The 17,738-nt window shown below is 63.9% G+C and carries 15 protein-coding genes; 11 read left to right on the forward strand and 4 right to left on the reverse strand.

Annotated features, from left to right (window positions below; genetic code table 11):
- Window positions 1–95: 95 nt before the first annotated feature.
- A complete protein-coding gene (locus EJ074_RS28775; protein ID WP_095806055.1) occupies window positions 96–3,494 on the forward strand; it encodes a DUF3971 domain-containing protein in 3,399 nt (1,132 codons plus the stop codon).
- Between the two features lie 9 nt (window positions 3,495–3,503).
- Here the strand turns inward: EJ074_RS28775 and tyrS are convergent, their stop codons facing one another.
- Window positions 3,504–4,757 carry a tyrosine--tRNA ligase gene (gene tyrS / locus EJ074_RS28780; protein ID WP_095806054.1) on the reverse strand — a complete coding sequence of 418 codons (1,254 nt, stop codon included), beginning with the start codon at window positions 4,755–4,757 and terminating at the stop codon, window positions 3,504–3,506.
- Window positions 4,758–5,096: 339 nt separating this feature from the next.
- Here tyrS and EJ074_RS28785 point away from each other — a divergent pair, with 339 nt between their 5' ends.
- Window positions 5,097–6,740, forward strand: a complete 1,644-nt coding sequence (locus tag EJ074_RS28785) for a glycosyltransferase family 39 protein (protein ID WP_095806053.1) — start codon at window positions 5,097–5,099, stop codon at window positions 6,738–6,740.
- A gap of 44 nt (window positions 6,741–6,784) precedes the next feature.
- The gene (locus EJ074_RS28790) at window positions 6,785–7,600 is read left to right on the forward strand and encodes a phosphatase PAP2 family protein (protein ID WP_095806052.1); all 816 of its coding nucleotides are present in this window, start codon (window positions 6,785–6,787) and stop codon (window positions 7,598–7,600) included.
- Window positions 7,601–7,659: 59 nt separating this feature from the next.
- On the opposite strand, the gene EJ074_RS28795 is transcribed toward EJ074_RS28790, so the two are convergent.
- Window positions 7,660–8,334, reverse strand: coding sequence for an alpha/beta hydrolase (locus EJ074_RS28795; RefSeq protein ID WP_095806051.1), 675 nt, complete (start codon window positions 8,332–8,334; stop codon window positions 7,660–7,662).
- A 245-nt stretch (window positions 8,335–8,579) separates the two neighbouring features.
- Between EJ074_RS28795 and EJ074_RS28800 the strand changes: the two genes are divergently transcribed.
- The 7 genes from EJ074_RS28800 to sufA all read left to right on the forward strand — a co-directional run bounded on the left by EJ074_RS28800 (window position 8,580) and on the right by sufA (window position 15,748).
- Window positions 8,580–9,758 carry a cysteine desulfurase family protein gene (locus EJ074_RS28800; protein ID WP_095806169.1) on the forward strand — a complete coding sequence of 393 codons (1,179 nt, stop codon included), beginning with the start codon at window positions 8,580–8,582 and terminating at the stop codon, window positions 9,756–9,758.
- Window positions 9,759–9,990: 232 nt separating this feature from the next.
- A complete protein-coding gene (gene sufB, locus EJ074_RS28805) occupies window positions 9,991–11,508 on the forward strand; it encodes a Fe-S cluster assembly protein SufB (RefSeq protein ID WP_095806050.1) in 1,518 nt (505 codons plus the stop codon).
- Between the two features lie 27 nt (window positions 11,509–11,535).
- Window positions 11,536–12,291, forward strand: coding sequence for a Fe-S cluster assembly ATPase SufC (gene sufC / locus EJ074_RS28810; protein WP_095806049.1), 756 nt, complete (start codon window positions 11,536–11,538; stop codon window positions 12,289–12,291).
- Between the two features lie 25 nt (window positions 12,292–12,316).
- Window positions 12,317–13,588, forward strand: coding sequence for a Fe-S cluster assembly protein SufD (gene sufD / locus EJ074_RS28815; RefSeq protein WP_095806168.1), 1,272 nt, complete (start codon window positions 12,317–12,319; stop codon window positions 13,586–13,588).
- Between the two features lie 40 nt (window positions 13,589–13,628).
- Entirely contained in the window at window positions 13,629–14,870 is a 1,242-nt protein-coding gene (locus tag EJ074_RS28820) for a cysteine desulfurase (protein ID WP_095806167.1), read from the forward strand.
- Window positions 14,871–14,875: 5 nt separating this feature from the next.
- The gene (locus EJ074_RS28825; RefSeq protein WP_095806048.1) at window positions 14,876–15,262 is read left to right on the forward strand and encodes an SUF system Fe-S cluster assembly protein; all 387 of its coding nucleotides are present in this window, start codon (window positions 14,876–14,878) and stop codon (window positions 15,260–15,262) included.
- Between the two features lie 108 nt (window positions 15,263–15,370).
- On the forward strand, window positions 15,371–15,748 hold the full coding sequence (gene sufA, locus EJ074_RS28830) for a Fe-S cluster assembly scaffold SufA (RefSeq protein ID WP_095806166.1): 378 nt from the start codon (window positions 15,371–15,373) through the stop codon (window positions 15,746–15,748).
- 144 nt (window positions 15,749–15,892) lie between these two features.
- Here the strand turns inward: sufA and EJ074_RS28835 are convergent, their stop codons facing one another.
- The gene (locus EJ074_RS28835) at window positions 15,893–16,390 is read right to left on the reverse strand and encodes a GFA family protein (protein ID WP_095806047.1); all 498 of its coding nucleotides are present in this window, start codon (window positions 16,388–16,390) and stop codon (window positions 15,893–15,895) included.
- Between the two features lie 92 nt (window positions 16,391–16,482).
- Between EJ074_RS28835 and EJ074_RS28840 the strand changes: the two genes are divergently transcribed.
- A complete protein-coding gene (locus EJ074_RS28840) occupies window positions 16,483–16,806 on the forward strand; it encodes a TfoX/Sxy family protein (RefSeq protein WP_095806046.1) in 324 nt (107 codons plus the stop codon).
- 2 nt (window positions 16,807–16,808) lie between these two features.
- Here the strand turns inward: EJ074_RS28840 and EJ074_RS28845 are convergent, their stop codons facing one another.
- Complete coding sequence (locus tag EJ074_RS28845) at window positions 16,809–17,726, reverse strand: pseudouridine-5'-phosphate glycosidase (protein WP_095806045.1); 918 nt, start codon at window positions 17,724–17,726, stop codon at window positions 16,809–16,811.
- Window positions 17,727–17,738: the final 12 nt, after the last annotated feature.

Consider the following 17,738-nt stretch of genomic DNA (forward strand, 5'->3'; position numbering starts at 1 on the left):
ATCGATGCCCCTGTTTATGGTTACGCGCGGGAAGGCATCGATATAACGTGAAGCGGGGATTCGTCCATGACGAGTTCGTCACAACGGAATATTGCGTGGATCAGGAGCAACCGCAGCACGAGAAGATCAGGTTCAGGCGTGACGAGATCACCGACCTGGGGACGTTTCCGTCCGCGTGCAGCGTGCCGCCGCTCGGCCGGGCTTCGGTCCGCCGCCGTTTCCGTATTCTCGGCCGGTTGTTTGCCGGGCTCTGCACGCTCGTGCTTCTCGCCGCCGCTGCACTCTATGTGCTCGGCTCCTCGGGCATCGGCACCGATCGGCTGCGGGCCGAGGCCGAGGCGGCGATCGAGAAACTGGCCGGCGTCGATGTCAACGTCGCCGTCGGCCCGGCGCGGCTGACGCTCGACGGATCGAGCTTCGTTGCCCTGCAGGTCAGCGATGTCAGCCTGAAAAGCGCCGACGGCAGGCCGATGGCCGATGTCGGTCGCGTCCGCTTCGGCATCCGCCTTCTGCCGCTCCTGTCGGGGGAGGTGCGATTGACGAGCGCCAGGTTCTCCGACGCGCGCATCGTGACCGCGGCAATGCCGTCCGGCGGCGGCGACTGGGCGGCGGCGCTGCGCAACGAGGACGGGCTTGTCGATCCCGAAAAGGTGGCGGCCGTGGTGTTTGCCGGCGTCAATGATGCGCTGGACGCCGTGCGCGAGGACTCGATGCGCCGGATCGAGCTTCGCAATGTCGAGTTCGAATTACCCAATTCGGGACCGATAAAGCGCGTGACTGTCGGCGACGCGACGGTCGCCCAAAGCGGCACGGGCAGCATGCAGCTTTCAGCCGATGCCGATGTCGACGGCAGGCACGTCACCTTGATCGCATCCGCCACCCGCGACGCCAACGCCAGGCGGGTGGCGACGCTCGACGCCGATCTTCAGATGGCTGACGCCGCCGCACACTCAACCGCCAGCGACACAGCGGCTGCCGATGGAGGCCGGCTCGGGACGGTTGCGCTGAAGCTTTCGGGCGCGGAAGCGTCCGGCGAAACGCCGTCGCGCCTGTCGGTCTCGCTGGCGCTCACCGGCTCGGTGCTCGATCTCGGCACGCGCGGCCAACTGTCGGCCGATGTCGATGCCGATGCCACGCTGGTGGCTGGCTCGAACAAGATTTCTGTCGACAGGCTGCAGATCAAGACCGGCCGCTCGAGCTTCGATTTCGCTGGCTCGATCGGGCCGAAGCCGGCGAGCGCGGCGGGCGAGCCCTCCTATCGCTACGACCTCACCAGCGACGGCTCGACGCTTGCGCCTTCGGAATCGCCGGAGCCGGCGCTCAAATTCCTCGCCCGCATCGCCGGCGTCTACCAGACGAAGAGCCGCAAGCTTGTCGCCGAGCAGATCGGCGTGCGCTCCGGCAGCCAGAGCGAGGTACTGGGTTCGGCGGCGCTCGCCTTCATCGACAATGGTCCGCCGGGAATTTCCCTCTCGCTCAACGTGCACGACATGCCGGTCTCGCATGTCAAGCAATTGTGGCCCTGGTTCTCGGCGCGCAACGCGCGCCTTTGGGTGCTAGACAATCTGTTCGGCGGACGCGTCGTCGATGCCAACCTGCAGTTCCAGGTGGCGCCGGGCCGGCTCGGCAATGGCGTTCCGCTCTCGGGCAACGAGGTGTTCGGCCGCTTCCAGGTCGAGGGCTCGCGTTTCGACACGGCGGGACGCATCCCGCCGATCCGCGACGCGGTCGGCGTCGTCGCCTTCCACGGCAACGACGTCGACATCTCGCTCTCCTCGGGCAGCGTCTTCATGGCGAGCGGCCGCACGGTGGCAGCAAGCGGCGGCACGCTGACGGTGAAGGAGGCGAACCACTCGCCGGTGATCGGCGCGCTCGACATCGACGTCGCCGGCGAGGCGCCGGCGATCGCCGAACTCGCTTCCTATGAGCCGATCAACGCCATGCGCCATGTCGGACTGGCACCGGAAGACCTGACCGGAACGGTTACCGGACACGTCCGCGCCGATATCCCGCTGACCTCCGGTGTCGACACCTCGACGCTCGATTGGCAGGTGGCTCTGGACTACAAGGATCTGTCGCTCGCCAAGCCCTTCGAGGACCAGACGGTCACGGAAGCCGACGGCTCGATCACGGTCAGCCCCGACCGGGCGGTGATCTCGGCCGACGCCAGGCTCAACGGTATTCCGGCAGCACTCGATCTGGTCGAGCCGCTCGAGGACAACGGGCCGCCGCGGGGCCGCAAGGTTACGCTCCTGATCGACGACCAGACGCGCGCGGCGATGATGCCGGGGCTGTCGCCGCTGCTTTCCGGAACGATCAAGGTGGCGATCGACAAGAGCGGCGAGGGCAGTCAGGAGGTCTCCGCCGACCTAACCAGTGCGAAACTCGATATCCCATGGGCGGGGTGGAGCAAGGGCGCCGGCATCCCCGCGAAGGTTAACTTCACAATGGCCAAGTCCGGCGGCACCACCACGTTGTCGGATTTCGATCTCGACGGAAAAAGCTTCTCCATCGATGGGGATGTGACTCTCGTCAACGGCGCGCTGACCTCGGCCCGCTTCAGCAAGGTCGCGCTCAACCGGGGCGACAATGTCGCCGTCTCGGTGAAGCGGTCGGGCAAGAGCTATGCGGTCGATGTCAGCGGCGAGTCGCTCGATGCCCGCTCGCTGATCAAGCAGTTCACCTCCGACGTCGATACGGCCACAAAAGGCGCCGGGGCCGATGCGATCTCGGTCAGCGCCGACGTGAAATCGCTGACCGGCTTTCACGACGAGGTCTTGTCCAATCTCAAGCTGGATTACAGCGGCGCCGGGTCAAAGGTGAAGGGACTCGAAGTCAGCGCAACGGCGAGTTCCGGCGCCGCGGTCAGCGTAAGCAACACCACCGGCGACGCCGGGCGCACGCTCAGGATGAAGTCGGCCGATGCCGGTGCGATCCTGCGGTTCCTCAACATATACGAGCACATGGAGGGTGGGGCGATCACGCTGTCGCTCTCGGGTGCGGCCGACGGTCCGATGAAGGGCCAGGTCGATGCCAGCAACTTCTATGTCGTCAACGAGCCCAAGCTCGCCTCGATCGTGTCGACCAAGCCCGCCGGCGACACGCGCAGCCTGAACCAGGCGGTCAAGGCCGACATCGACACATCGAGGGTTCAGTTCGAGCGCGGCTTTGCCGAGATCGACAAGGGGGAGGGCTATCTGAGGCTGGCGAACGGCGTGCTGCGCGGACCGCGCATCGGCACCACCTTCCAGGGCATCCTTTACGATCAGAACAACAACATGGATATGACCGGCACCTTCATGCCGGTCTACGGCCTCAACCGCATCTTCGGCGAACTGCCGCTTTTCGGTCCGCTGCTCGGCAACGGCCGGGACCGCGGCCTGATCGGCGTCACCTTCCGGCTGAGGGGCAACGCCAACAAGCCGAGCCTCGACATCAACCCGCTCTCGGTGATTGCGCCCGGAATATTCCGGTCGATCTTCGAATACCGCTGATCCGGCAGATCAGATCGGACGCACCAGAACGTGCTTCTTCCTGCCTAGCGAGAGCTTTACGACGCCCTCAGCGCCCAGATCTTGGCGCGTCACCATGCGCCGGTCATCCGTCACCGGCTGGTCGTTGAGCCGCACTGCACCGCCCTGGACGTGCCTGCGTGCCTCGCCGTTGGAGGTGGCGAGCCCCGCGGTGACGAAGAGCGACAGGATGCCGATACCGGCCTCGAGCTCCCCCTTGGCCACCTCGACGCTGGGCAGCGTGTCGGCGAGCGCGCCTTCCTCGAAGGTCTTGCGGGCTGTCTCGCTGGCAGTGTCGGCGGCCACGCGGCCGTGCAGCATGGCAGTGATCTCGGTGGCGAGGATCTTCTTGGCTTCGTTGATCTCCGAGCCGCCGAGCTTTTCGAGGCGGGCGACCTCGTCCAGCGGCAGCGTCGTATAGAGCTTCAGGAAGCGGCCGACGTCGGCGTCCTCGGTGTTGCGCCAGTACTGCCAGAACTCGTAAGGCGACAGCATGTCGCCGTCGAGCCAGACCGCGCCCGAGGCCGACTTCCCCATCTTGGCGCCTGAAGAGGTGGTAAGCAGCGGCGTGGTCATCGCGAACAACTGCACGCCCTCCATGCGGTGACCGAGGTCGATGCCGTTGACGATGTTGCCCCACTGGTCGGAGCCGCCCATCTGCAGGCGGCAGCCGAGGCGCTTGTAGAGCTCGACGAAGTCATAGGCCTGCAGGATCATGTAGTTGAATTCGAGGAAGGACAGCGACTGCTCGCGATCGAGCCTGAGCTTGACAGAGTCAAAGGCGAGCATGCGGTTGACGGAGAAATGCCGGCCGACATCGCGCAGGAAATTGACGTAGTTGATCTCCATTAGCCAGTCGGCATTGTTGACCATGACCGCATCGCCAGCGCCGCTGCCAAACTTCAGGTAAGGCGCGAAATTGCGGCGGATGCCGACGAGATTGTCCTCGATATCCTGCGGCGTCAGCAGCTTGCGCGCCTCGTCCTTGAAGGATGGATCGCCGATCATCGAGGTGCCGCCGCCCATCAGCGCGATCGGCCGGTGCCCGGTCTGCTGCAGCCAGTGCAGCATCATGATCTGGATCAGCGATCCGGCATGCAGGCTCTTGGCCGTTGCGTCGAAGCCGATATAGGCACTCACCGTCTCCGTGGCGAAGAGCTGGTCAAGGCCGGCCTCATCCGAAATCTGGTGGATGAAGCCGCGCTCGCTCATGATGCGCAGGAAATCGGACTTGTAGGCGGACATCTGTTTCTTCCCGGAGATCGCCCGGCTCTCAGCCAGGCGTGACATGAAGGCGCGCGTTTAGCATCCGCGGGCGATCAGCAAAAGTGGTTTCCGGTTTTGCGTCCGATCGCCCGCCAGGCAAAGACGGGCGGATCAGCAAAAGTGGTTTCCGGTTTTGCGTCCGATCGCCCGCCAAACCAAGCCAGCGATCCGCCGTTGGTCGGTTCGAGTCCGCCTTGCGGCCGGGCGCACGTCCTTGCCTCATCCCTTCTGCTGGCGTAATGAGGCGCCCGCGCAAGGGCGGCCCACAAGCCGCCGCGACGGGGCAATCCCGCAGATCATGTCCGGAACGCTCCCGCGATGAACAGAAACTACCTCATCCTCCTTCTGTTCAGCCTGCTGATGACTTTCGGCGGGCTGGTCAGCCTGCCGCCGATCGACCGCGACGAGTCCCGCTTCGTGCAGGCGACGAAACAGATGGTCGAGACCGGCGACTATGTCGATATCCGCTTCCAGGAAACTTCGCGCTACAAGAAGCCCGTCGGCATATACTGGCTTCAGTCGGCGGTCGTGGCGCTGAGCGGCGACGGCGCCGCGGCGCCGATCTGGGTCTACCGGCTGGTCTCGATGCTCGGCATCGCCTTTGCCGTCGTCGGCATCGCCTGGACCGGCAAGAAGCTATTCGGCGCCGAAGCCGGTCTCGCCGCCGGACTGATGATGGCGGCGATCTTCGCCACTGCTTTCGAGGGCCGCGACGCAAAGACAGACGCCATGCTTCTGGCCTGCTGCGTGGCCGCGCAAGGCGCGCTGGCGCAAGTCTACCTGGCGGCGCGCCGCAACGAGCCGGTGGCGGCGCAACTGCCGTGGATATTCTGGATCGCGCAGGGACTCGGCATCCTCATCAAGGGCCCGGTGGCGCCGGTCTTGTCGCTGCTGACGGCCGCCACGTTGTTCGCGTTCGAGCGCGATTGGCGATGGCTCCTGAAACTGAAGCTCGTGCGCGGCATCGCCATCGTGCTCGTCATCGTGCTGCCCTGGCTCATCCTCATCACGCTGAAGAGCGGCGGCGCCTTCTTCCAGGAAGCGGTCGGCAAGGACATGCTGAACAAGGTGGCTCAGGGAGAGGAATCGCACGGGCTGCCGCCGGGCTTCTACATGCTGACCTATTCGCTGTTCATGTGGCCGTTCGGATTGATCGCGGTCGGCGCGGGCCTGCAGGCCATGAACCGCTTCTGGGACGACCCGCGCCTGCGTTTCTGCCTAGCCTGGTATATACCGTTCTGGCTGGTCTTCGAGGCGATCCCGACCAAGCTGCCGCATTATGTGATGCCGGCCTATCCCGGCATGGCGCTGCTGATCGGCTGGCTGCTGACCTTGCCGGCCGAAGAGGCGAACGCACCGTTGAAGCGCTGGCAGACATGGCTGTGGTGGGCGACCGCCTTCGGCCTAGGCGTGGTTGCGGTCGGCCTGGCGGTGATATGCATCGGAGCCCCTCTTTACCTGTCGAAGAGCTTTTCCTGGTGGAGCGTCCCGGCGGCCATGGCGGCGCTCGTCACCGGCTGGCTGGCTTTCCCGCGACAATTGCAGATCCCGCTCGGGCGCATCGCGGCGATTGCTGTCGGCGCAGGCATCACCTTCAGCCTGCTGTTCGGCGTGATTGCGCCCTCGCTGAAGCCGATCTGGCTGAGCCCGGCCATCAAGGCAGCGGTCGAGGCCAACCGTCCATGCGATACCACCGTGCTCGCCTCGGCGCCCTATCATGAGCCGAGCCTCGTATTCCTCGTCGGCACCAAGACTTTGCTCACCGATGTCGACGGGGTCGCCAAGCACCTGCTGGCCGATCCGGCCTGCGCGCTCGGGCTGGCGCCGGTTGGGGAAGAGCAGAAACTCAACGGCTTGCTTGCGGGGCAGGGCAAGACGGCAAAGCGCCTTACCGAAATCGACGGGCTCAACTATTCGTCAGGAGACAAGCTGGCGCTCGGCCTTTATCGAGTGGCTCCGTGAACAGCATCGGGCCATCGAAAGCTCCCGCAGGCTCTGCGTCGGCCATGTCCGCCGTCACCCTCTACCGCCGCTCGCTCGGCAATCTTGTCGATACGATCGCGATCGTGAGGCGGCGTTTTGCCGTGCGCCGGGCGCGCTATCCTGAGATTCCGTGGCTCGTTTGGGTGGCAGGATGGCTTCTGTTGGCCGTTGCTGTCGGCCTCATGCTCGACAGCGGCGCCGGCAGGCTTCGCGCAGGGTGGGGCCCGAGCTTCGTCCACGTCACCGATTTCTTCACGGATTTCGGCCTCGGCGGCTGGTATCTCATCCCCGCGGCGCTCTGCCTCGTGGCGGCCAATCTGACGGACTGGCGGAGCCTTTCGCGCCAGTCGCGCCTGTTCGTCTACAACTGGACCTGCCTGGCTTTCCTGGTGCTTTGCGCCGTCGGACTTTCCGGGCTCGCGGTCAATCTTTTGAAATACGGCATCGGCCGCGCGCGGCCGCTTTATTTCGACAGTTTTGGGGTGCTGTCGCTGCATCCCTTCGCCATGGACGCGCGCTTTGCAGGCTTTCCTTCTGGTCATGCCACGACAATGGGCGCGGTTTTTGGTGTCCTGCTGCTTCTCTTCCCGAGGCGCTGGCATATCGCGCTGGCAGCCACCGCCTGCATTGCCTCGACGCGCGTCTTCGTCGGCGCGCACTATCCGAGCGACACGGTGGCCGGCTTCGGGCTTGGCCTCGCCTTCGCGATTGCGTCAGGGCTGGTGTTCGCGCGGCTGGGTTTCATCTTCCGCCGGCCGTCTTCGGCAAGGCCGGTGTCCAAGCGCACCTTCCGGCTGCGATGGCCCAACAGGTCGAAGAGAAAAACATCGCTGGCGTGATAGAGCCGCGAGCATCTGTCGGCCAGCTACCCCTGGAGGAGCCCTGAGGGCCCGAAAACCTATCTCAGCCGCTTCGGCCTCGGATCGGCCAATTCGCCGGCCAGCCGCCGGTCGAGATAGTCGGCGCATTCCTCGATCAGCAGTTCGGTGTCGTTGGCGAAGAAATGGTTGGCGCCCGACAGCGTCTTCTGCGTGATGGTGATGCCCTTTTGCGTGTGCAGCTTGTCGACCAGCGCCTGCACGTCCTTCGGCGGCGCAACCTTGTCGGCATCGCCGTGGATGATCAGGCCCGACGAGGGGCAGGGCGCGAGGAAGGAGAAATCGTAGGTGTTGGGCTGCGGCGCGACCGAGATGAAGCCTTCGATCTCGGGACGACGCATCAGGAGCTGCATGCCGATCCACGATCCGAACGAATAGCCGGCGACCCAGCAGCTTTTGGAATCCGGATGCAGCGACTGCACCCAGTCAAGTGCGGCGGCCGCGTCCGAAAGTTCGCCGGTGCCGTGGTCGAACTCGCCCTGGCTGCGGCCGATGCCGCGGAAATTGAAGCGAAGCGTGGTGAAATTCCGCTTCTGGAACATGTAGAAGAGGTCGTAGACGATCTTGTTGTTCATCGTGCCGCCGAATTGCGGGTGCGGATGCAGCACGATGGCGATCGGCGCGCTCTTTTCCTTGGACGGCTGGTAACGACCTTCCAAGCGACCGGCCGGACCGGCGAAAATGACCTCAGGCATAAAACACTCCACGTGGCATACGAAGGCGCAGGCCCGGAACTCTTCTGTGGCCCGACTGTGGCCTTGACGCCGGGCAAGCGTCTTCCTAGAAGCTAGTTTAGAATTGTTCAAAACTGGGTGGCCGAACACATCCGTCCGTCCGCCCGCGCCGCAAGCCGCGTAAATAGGACGGCTTGCCTTGTGATTTCAAGGAAATAACGCTCCATCCTCGCGGAATGGCTGCTGACAGGATCGACCGAAGGAAAATGGCCGCAACCCGCGCCTATCTCGACTACAACGCCAGCGCGCCGCTCATCGCGGAATCGCGGGCGGCGATGGTCGCTGCGCTCGATGTCGCCGGCAATCCGTCGTCGGTTCATAGCGAGGGCCGCGCAGCGCGGCGGCTGATCGAGGATGGCCGGCGCGATGTGGCGAGGCTGGTCAACGCAAGGCCGGAACATGTCGTGTTCACCTCAGGCGCGACGGAGGCTGCATCGACGCTGCTGACCTCCGACTGGCAGATGGGTCGCGGCGCCGTTCGGATGAGCCATCTCTATGTCTCGGAGGCCGACCATCCCTGCATCTTAGGCGGCGGGCGGTTTGCGGCGGGGCAGGTGACGCGGACCGGCGTCGACCGAAATGGCATTGCCGATCTCGATGCGCTGACCAAGGCATTGGCCGCGCATGACAAGGCCGACGGCCTGCCCCTGGTAGCGATCCATGCCGCCAACAACGAGACCGGGGTGATCCAGCCGATCGGCCGCATCGCCGAGATCGTCAAGGCTGCTGGCGGCGTGCTGATCGTCGACGCCGTGCAGGCGGCGGGCCGGATTCCGATCGATATGTCGGCCGGTTATGCCGATTACCTGATCCTGTCCTCGCACAAGATCGGCGGCCCGAAGGGTGTCGGCGCCATCGTCGCTGCATCCGACCTGATGATGCCGAAGCCGCTGGTCAACGGCGGCGGCCAGGAGAAGGGCCATCGCGCCGGCACCGAGAACCTTGCCGGCATTGCCGGCTTCGGCGCCGCCGCGCGGGTCGCGTTCGCCGGCTTGAACGCCATGCGTGCCGTCGCGCGTCGGCGCGATGCCATCGAGGCGATTGTGCGGGAATTGACGCCGGATGCGGAAATTTTCGGAAATGGCGCGCCGAGGCTTGCCAATACGACATTCTTCGCTATTGCGGGCGTCAAGGCCGAGACGGCGCAGATCGCCTTTGATCTTGCCGGCGTGGCGCTGTCGGCGGGTTCCGCCTGCTCGTCTGGAAAAGTCGGACCGAGCCATGTCCTGAAAGCAATGGGGCACGGCGACAGCCTCGGCGCGCTGCGGGTTTCGATCGGCGCGGCGACGAGCGCGGAAGAAGTGGCCTTGTTCCGGACTGCCTTGGCGGACATCGCCGCGCGGCAAGCCGGCCGGGACAAGGCCGGCAAGGAAAAGGCCGCCTGAAGTGCGGCAAAGCGTTGCATGGAGGCCATTTGCGGGTCTCGAAATGCCGGCGCTGAAATAGGAATTCGGGCCTGGTGGCCTGGTAGAGCCGTGCGTTTCTGCCTGGCCGGGTGAATTCCCGGTGGAGACGCACTATATGGAGCTTACTCCGCCCGGGTGCCTCTCGGTTGCCCTGCGGTGCCATAGTTTGAAAACTGCCGGGCCTTGACCCCGGCGTGGATGGAGAACGCTTATGCCTGCTGTGCAGGAGACGATCGATCGGGTTCGAAAGATCGACGTCGACCAGTATAAATACGGTTTCCAGACAGAGATCGAGATGGACAAGGCCCCAAAGGGCCTGAGCGAAGATATTATTCGCCTGATCTCTGAAAAGAAGAACGAGCCGGACTGGATGCTGGAATGGCGTCTGGACGCCTATCGCCGCTGGCTGACGCTGGAAGAGCCGACCTGGGCGCGCGTCAATTATCCGAAGATCGACTTCCAGGACATCCACTACTACGCCGCGCCGAAGAGCACGCCGGGTCCGAAGTCGCTGGACGAGGTCGATCCCGAACTGCTGAAGGTCTATGAGAAGCTCGGCATTCCACTGAGGGAGCAGGAGATCCTCGCCGGCGTGCAGAAGGAAGACGCCTCGGAACTGGAGGAAGCCAACGACAACGTCTACAAGTCGGGCCGCGTGGCGGTCGACGCCGTGTTCGATTCCGTTTCCGTCGTCACCACCTTCAAGAAGGAACTGGCCGAGGCCGGCGTCATATTCTGCTCGATCTCGGAAGCCATCCGCGAGCATCCTGAGCTGGTTCAGAAATATCTGGGCTCGGTCGTGCCGACCACCGACAATTTCTACGCCACGCTGAATTCGGCGGTGTTCACCGACGGCTCCTTCGTCTTCGTGCCGAAGGGCGTGCGCTGCCCGATGGAGCTGTCGACCTATTTCCGCATCAACGAGAAGAACACCGGCCAATTCGAGCGCACGCTGATCATCGCCGAGGAGGGGGCCTATGTCTCCTACCTTGAAGGCTGCACGGCGCCGCAGCGCGACGAGAACCAGCTGCACGCGGCCGTCGTGGAACTGATCGCGCTGGACGACGCCGAGATCAAATATTCGACGGTGCAGAACTGGTACCCCGGCGACGCCGAAGGCAAGGGCGGCATCTACAATTTCGTCACCAAGCGCGGCGACTGCCGTGGCGATCGTTCGAAGATCTCCTGGACGCAGGTCGAGACCGGCTCGGCGATCACCTGGAAATATCCGAGCTGCATCCTGCGCGGCGACGATTCCAGCGGCGAGTTCTATTCGATCGCAGTGTCGAACGGCTATCAGCAGGTCGACAGCGGCACCAAGATGATCCATCTCGGCAAGAACACGTCGAGCCGTATCATCTCCAAGGGCATCGCCGCCGGCTTCTCGCAGAACACCTATCGCGGCCAGGTCTCGGCGCACCGCAAGGCGACCAACGCCCGCAACTTCACCAATTGCGACTCGCTGCTGATCGGCGACCAGTGCGGCGCGCACACCGTGCCTTACATGGAAGCCAAGAACGCGACGGCGAAGTTCGAGCACGAGGCGACGACGTCGAAGATCTCCGAGGACCAGAAGTTCTACGTCATGCAGCGCGGCATTCCCGAGGAAGAGGCGATCGCGCTGATCGTCAACGGCTTCGTCAAGGACGTCATCCAGCAGCTGCCGATGGAGTTCGCTGTCGAGGCGCAGAAGCTGATCGGCATCAGCCTTGAGGGTTCGGTCGGCTGACCGCAAAAAGATATTCAGGAAAAAGATATGCTTGAGATCAAGAATTTGCATGCCCGCATCGTCGAGGACGGCACCGAGATCATCCGTGGCCTGAACTTGACGGTCAAAGCCGGCGAGGTCGCCGCCATCATGGGCCCGAACGGTTCGGGCAAGTCGACGCTGTCCTACATCCTCGCCGGTCGCGAGGACTACGAGGTCACCGAAGGCGACATCCTCTATAACGGCCAGTCGATCCTCGAAATGGATCCGGCCGAACGCGCCACCGCCGGCATCTTCCTCGCGTTCCAGTATCCGATGGAGATACCGGGCGTCGCGACCATGGAATTCCTGAAAGTGGCGATGAACGAGCAGCGCAAGGCGCGCGACCAGGAGCCGCTGAAGATCCCGGATTTCCTGAAGCGCGTGAAGGATGCCGCCGCCTCACTCAACATGGACATGAACATGCTGAAGCGGCCGCTCAATGTAGGCTTCTCCGGCGGCGAGAAGAAGCGCGCCGAGATCCTGCAGATGAAGCTGCTGGAGCCGAAACTCTGCGTGCTGGACGAGACCGATTCCGGCCTCGACATCGACGCGCTGAAGATCGTCTCGGACGGCGTCAATGCGCTGCGCTCGCCCGACCGGGCCATCGTCGTGATCACCCACTACCAGCGGCTGTTGGAGCACATCGTGCCGGACAGCGTGCATGTGCTTTACAGGGGCCAGGTTATCAAGTCGGGCGACAAGTCGCTGGCGCTCGACCTTGAAGCCAACGGCTATGCCGGCGTGATCGGCCAAGCCGCGTGAAATGGGCGCAAATGAGGCGAGAGCAATGAACATGCACGCACAGCCCCAGCGCACATTGGCCGAGACGGCGCTGATCGATGCCTTCGGCGAGCGGCTATCGCTGCTGCCGGGTGACGGCGCGGTGATGCTGAAGCGCGACGACGCGATCGAGGCGATCAAGCACGGCCTGCCGACCCGGCGCGTCGAATCCTGGCACTATACGGATCTGCGCCGCTTGCTGACCTCGGTGCCTGGCTTCGAGGCCGACGCCGTTGCAAAGGTGCTCGAGCCGGTTCTCGACGGCTCCGCGGTGCTGCCGGTGATGAACGGGGTTTCCAACACCAAGGTGCCGGAGATCGAAGGCGTCACGGTGCAGCGCCTGTCGGAAAAGCTGACCGATGGCAGCGTCGCGCCCGGGCTTGATCCTTATGGCAGCGATGATGCGATCGGCGCGCTGAACACCGCCTTCGTCGCCGACGGCTATTTCGTCGACATCGCCGAAGGCACCCAATTGGAAAAGCCGATCGAGCTGCAGAACCTGCAGGCCGGCGGGCAGGTGCATGTGCGGCTGCTGACGCGGGTCGGCGCCGGTGCCAAGGCCGCCATCGTCGAGCGCCAGACTGGCGAGGGCGGCGACGCGCTTGTCAGTTCGGTCAGCCAATTGGTTGTCGGCGACGGCGCCGAGGTGACCTGGCTGATCGTTCAGGAGCAGCCGGACACGGCTACGCATCTGGCGCAGTTCAAGGCGCATATCGGCAAGGATGCGAAGCTGACGCTGTTCATCATGAATGCGGGCGGCAAGCTGGTGCGCCAGGAGGTCGTCGTCAGGACGACCGGCGAAGGCGCCGACTTCAAGCTGCGCGGCATCAATCTTCTCGCCGGCGACACGCATACCGACACCACGATGGTGCTCGACCATGCCGTGCCGCACACCGCCTCGACGGAAGTGATCCGCAACGTTGTGACCGGCAAGGCGCGCGGCGTGTTCCAGGGCCGCATCAACGTGCATCAATACGCGCAGAAGACCAACGCCAAGATGGCCTGCAACACGCTGCTTCTGTCGGACGACGGCGAGTTCTCGACCAAGCCGGAACTTGAGATTTTCGCTGACGACGTCGTCTGCGGCCATGGCGCCACGGTCACCGAGATCAACCACAACCATCTGTTCTACCTGATGGCGCGCGGCATCGAAGAGAAGACCGCGCGTGGCCTGCTGGTGAAGGCATTCGTGGCGGAGGTGATCGAAGAACTGGACGACGAGGCGCTGGTCGACGCGCTCGAGGCGCGGCTCGACGGCTGGTTTTTGACGCACGGGTGAGGGGTTGAGGATCGCGGCCCCGGCCGGCAAGGATTTCGAAATGGACCAGAAGATCGAAACCGCCCCCTACGACGTCGAGGCGATCCGCCGCGACTTCCCGATCCTGTCGCGCCAGGTCTACGGCAAGCCGCTGGTCTATCTCGACAACGGCGCCTCGGCGCAGAAGCCGCAGGCGGTGCTCGACACGATCCAGCACGCCTATAGCCAGGAATACGCCAACGTTCACCGCGGCCTGCATTTCCTGTCGAATGCCGCGACCGACGCCTATGAGAAGGCGCGCGAGACGGTGCGCCGCTTCCTCAACGCGCCGGGGACCGACAACATCGTCTTCACCTCCAACACCACCTCGGCGATCAACACGGTCGCCTATGGCTACGGCATGCCGAAGATCGGCGAGGGCGACGAGATCGTGCTCTCGATCATGGAGCACCACTCGAACATCGTGCCCTGGCATTTCATCCGCGAACGGCAGGGCGCGAAGCTGGTGTGGGTGCCGGTCGACGATCTCGGCGCTTTCCACATCGAGGAATTCGAAAATCGGCTGACCTCGCGCACAAAGCTCGTCGCCATCACCCACATGTCCAACGCGCTGGGCACGGTGACGCCGATCAAGGAGATCGTGCGCATCGCGCATGCGCGCGGCATTCCGGTGCTGGTCGACGGCAGCCAGAGCGCCGTGCATATGCCGATCGACGTGCAGGACCTCGACTGCGATTTCTTCGTCTTCACCGGGCACAAGGTCTACGGCCCGTCGGGCATCGGCGTGCTCTACGGCAAGAAGCACCTGCTGGACCAGATGCGGCCCTTCATGGGCGGCGGCGAGATGATCGAGGAGGTGACGGAGGACCTCGTCACCTACAACGAGCCGCCGCATCGTTTCGAGGCCGGCACGCCGCCGATCGTGCAGGCGATCGGCCTGGGTGCGGCGCTCGAATACATGGAAAAGGTAGGCCGCGAGCGCATCGCCGCCCACGAGGCGGACCTCAAGACCTACGCGCATGAGCGGCTGCGCGCCATCAATTCGCTACGCATCTTCGGCGACGCGCCCGGCAAGGGCGCCATCATCTCGTTCGAATTGCAGGGCATTCATGCCCATGACGTGTCGATGCTGATCGATAGACAAGGTGTGGCTGTCCGCGCGGGCACGCATTGCGCGCAGCCGCTGTTGAAACGCTTCGGCGTGACCTCCACATGCAGGGCATCCTTCGGCATGTATAATACCAGGGCCGAAGTCGACGCTTTGGCCGATGCGTTGGAGAAGGCGCGGAAGTTCTTCGGGTGACGAGCATGGAAGACGTGAACACAGCAGAGACCGCTCCGGAATCCGCGAACGGCGTCGTTTCGGCCTCGGCTATCCCGGCCGACGAATTGGCGCGGCTGACCGACGACATCGTGTCGGCGCTGAAGACGGTCTATGACCCGGAAATTCCGGCCGACATCTATGAACTCGGCCTGGTCTACAAGATCGACATCGAGGACGACCGCTCGGTCAAGATCGACATGACGCTGACCGCGCCGGGCTGCCCGGTGGCTGGCGAGATGCCGGGCTGGGTGGAGAACGCCGTCGGCGCCGTCGAAGGCGTTTCGGGCGTGGAGGTCAGCATGGTGTTCGATCCGCCATGGACACCCGAGCGCATGTCTGAAGAGGCGCAGGTCGCGGTCGGGTGGTATTGAGCTATCGGCCTGGCAAGATTCATTGGCTTGAAGCAAAGCTGAAATTTCACCATCTTAAGGGCAGACTCATTCCGCGGGCCTTGAACCTGCGCGAACGTGGAGAATGACATGGGACGCTTCGCCGTCATCACGATGACCGAAAAGGCCGCTGAGCGGGTGCGCGAGATCGTTGCCACCCGTGACAACGCGCATGGCATCCGCCTCGGCATCAAGAAGGGCGGCTGCGCCGGCATGGAATACACGGTCGATCTGGTGACCGAGCCGAACACCAAGGACGATCACATCGAACGCGACGGCGCGCATGTCTATGTCGCGCCGGAGGCGGCGCTCTTCCTGTTCGGCACCGAGATGGATTTCGAACAGACGACTCTGCGCACCGGCTTTACCTTCAAGAATCCGAACCAGAGCTCGGCCTGCGGTTGCGGCGAATCCGTCGAGCTGAAACCGGCTGATCTCAAGGCGCTAGCCGAGGCGCGGGCCTCCTGAGTTCGTCCTTCGCCCCGTTTACGGGGAGAAGGTGAAGGGTCGGATGAGGGGCAGCGCCGACCTATCTGTCTTCACATTCCAAAGTTTGCGCCGCCCCTCATCTGCCTGCTGGCATCTTCTCCTCGTGAAACGGGGAGAAGAGAGCTAATCCACCCACATGCCCGTGCGCTTGTGCCAGTCGGCGATCGATTCCTCCGGATAGACGTCGAACACCTTGTCTTGCCTCCCGATCACCGGCTCGACCCAGTTCGCCTTGTATTTCAGCATCAGATGCACCTTTTCCGGCGGCTTCGGCAGATCGCTGTCGATGGCCGAGGCGAAGGGGTGGACGAGGTCCGGCCATGTCGGGTCGTAGAGCCAGAGCGCCGCGCCGCATTTCCTGCAAAAATTGCGCTCGCCGGTCGAGACGTCGCAATGCGGATGCTCATCGTCCTCGATCTCGGCGCGATAGACGCCGAGGCTGCGTTTGCCCTTGACCTTCATCGTCTCGTAATCGGCGCCGAGATTGATGGCAAAACCGCCGCCGCCCTGCTGCTTGCGGCAGATCGAGCAATAGCAGAGCATGAACGGCACCGGTGTGTGGCTTTCCACCGCGAATTCGACGGCGCCGCAGCGGCAGGAGCCTTTGAGCAGGACAGGCATGGCGGATCCTCCAGAATTTCTCGTCTCTCGACCTGTCAGCATGGTTTGGCTGCGGCGATGACAAGGCCGAAAGCAGGTGACATCATCGCCCCATGGACAATGAACGCATAGAGGAACTTTTCGAAAGCCTGGGGCCGATCAGCATTCGAAAGCTGTTCGGCGGCAAAGGCATCTATTGCGACGGCGTCATCGTCGCGGTCGTCGTTCGCGGTGAGCTGATGCTCAAGGCAGACGAAGAAAGCATCCCCGATTTCGAGGCCGCCGGCTGCAGCCGGTGGACCTATACCGGTTCGCGGCATGGCAAGGAGGTGGCTATGCCCTATTGGAGCACTCCCGACAGCGCCTTCGACGATCCCGATGAAATGGCCGTCTGGGCGCGGCGCGCCTATGAGGCGGGGCGACGGGCGAATGGCTAGGGCTACAATGCCTTCGCAATCTCCGCCGCCAGCCGAGCATTGTTCTCGACCAGCGCGATGTTGGTCTTGAGGCTGCGGCCGCCGGTCAGTTCGAGGATCTTCGACAGCAGGAAAGGCGTCACCGCCTTGCCGGTGACATTCAGCGCCTCGGCCGCCTTCTGGGCAGCCTGGATATAGAAGTCCATCTCAGCCGCCGGGATTTCGTCGTTCTGCGGCACCGGATTGGCGACCAGGATGCCGCCGCCCAGGCCCAGGACCTGGCGCGTCCGGTAGAAATGCGCGATGTCTTCAGCTGTGTGAAGCGTCAAAGGCGCACGGAATGGCGATTGCCTCGACCAAAAGGCCGGCATCATCTCGCAACCATGGCCGATGACCGGGACGCCGCGCGTTTCCAGCACTTCCAACGTCTTTTCGATGTCGAGGATCGCCTTGGCGCCGGCCGAGACGACGATAACAGGCGTGCGCGCCAGTTCGTCGAGATCGGCCGAAATATCAAAACTCTTCTCCGCGCCCTTATGGACGCCGCCGATGCCGCCGGTGGCGAACACCCTTATGCCGGCCATGTGAGCGGCGATCATCGTGGCGGCCACGGTGGTGCCGCCGGTGCGCGCTTGGGCGACGGCAAAGCCGATATCGGCGCGCGAGAGCTTCATGGCGCCGCCGGTCATGGCGAGCGATTCACGCTCGCCGTCCGACAGCCCGATCTTGATGCGGCCGTTGACCACGGCGATCGTCGCCGGAACGGCGCCGCCGTCCACGATGATCTGCTCGACCTTGGCTGCCATGGCGCCATTGTCGGGGTAGGGCATGCCATGCGTGATGATGGTGCTTTCCAGCGCCACCACAGGCCGCCCGGCGGCGAGCGCTTCGGCCACTGGCGAGTGAATGTCGATGAAGGGGCGGGCTGTTTCGGGCGTCATGTCTGTCTCCGA

The organism is Mesorhizobium sp. M3A.F.Ca.ET.080.04.2.1 (assembly GCF_003952525.1).
Classification (GTDB): domain Bacteria; phylum Pseudomonadota; class Alphaproteobacteria; order Rhizobiales; family Rhizobiaceae; genus Mesorhizobium.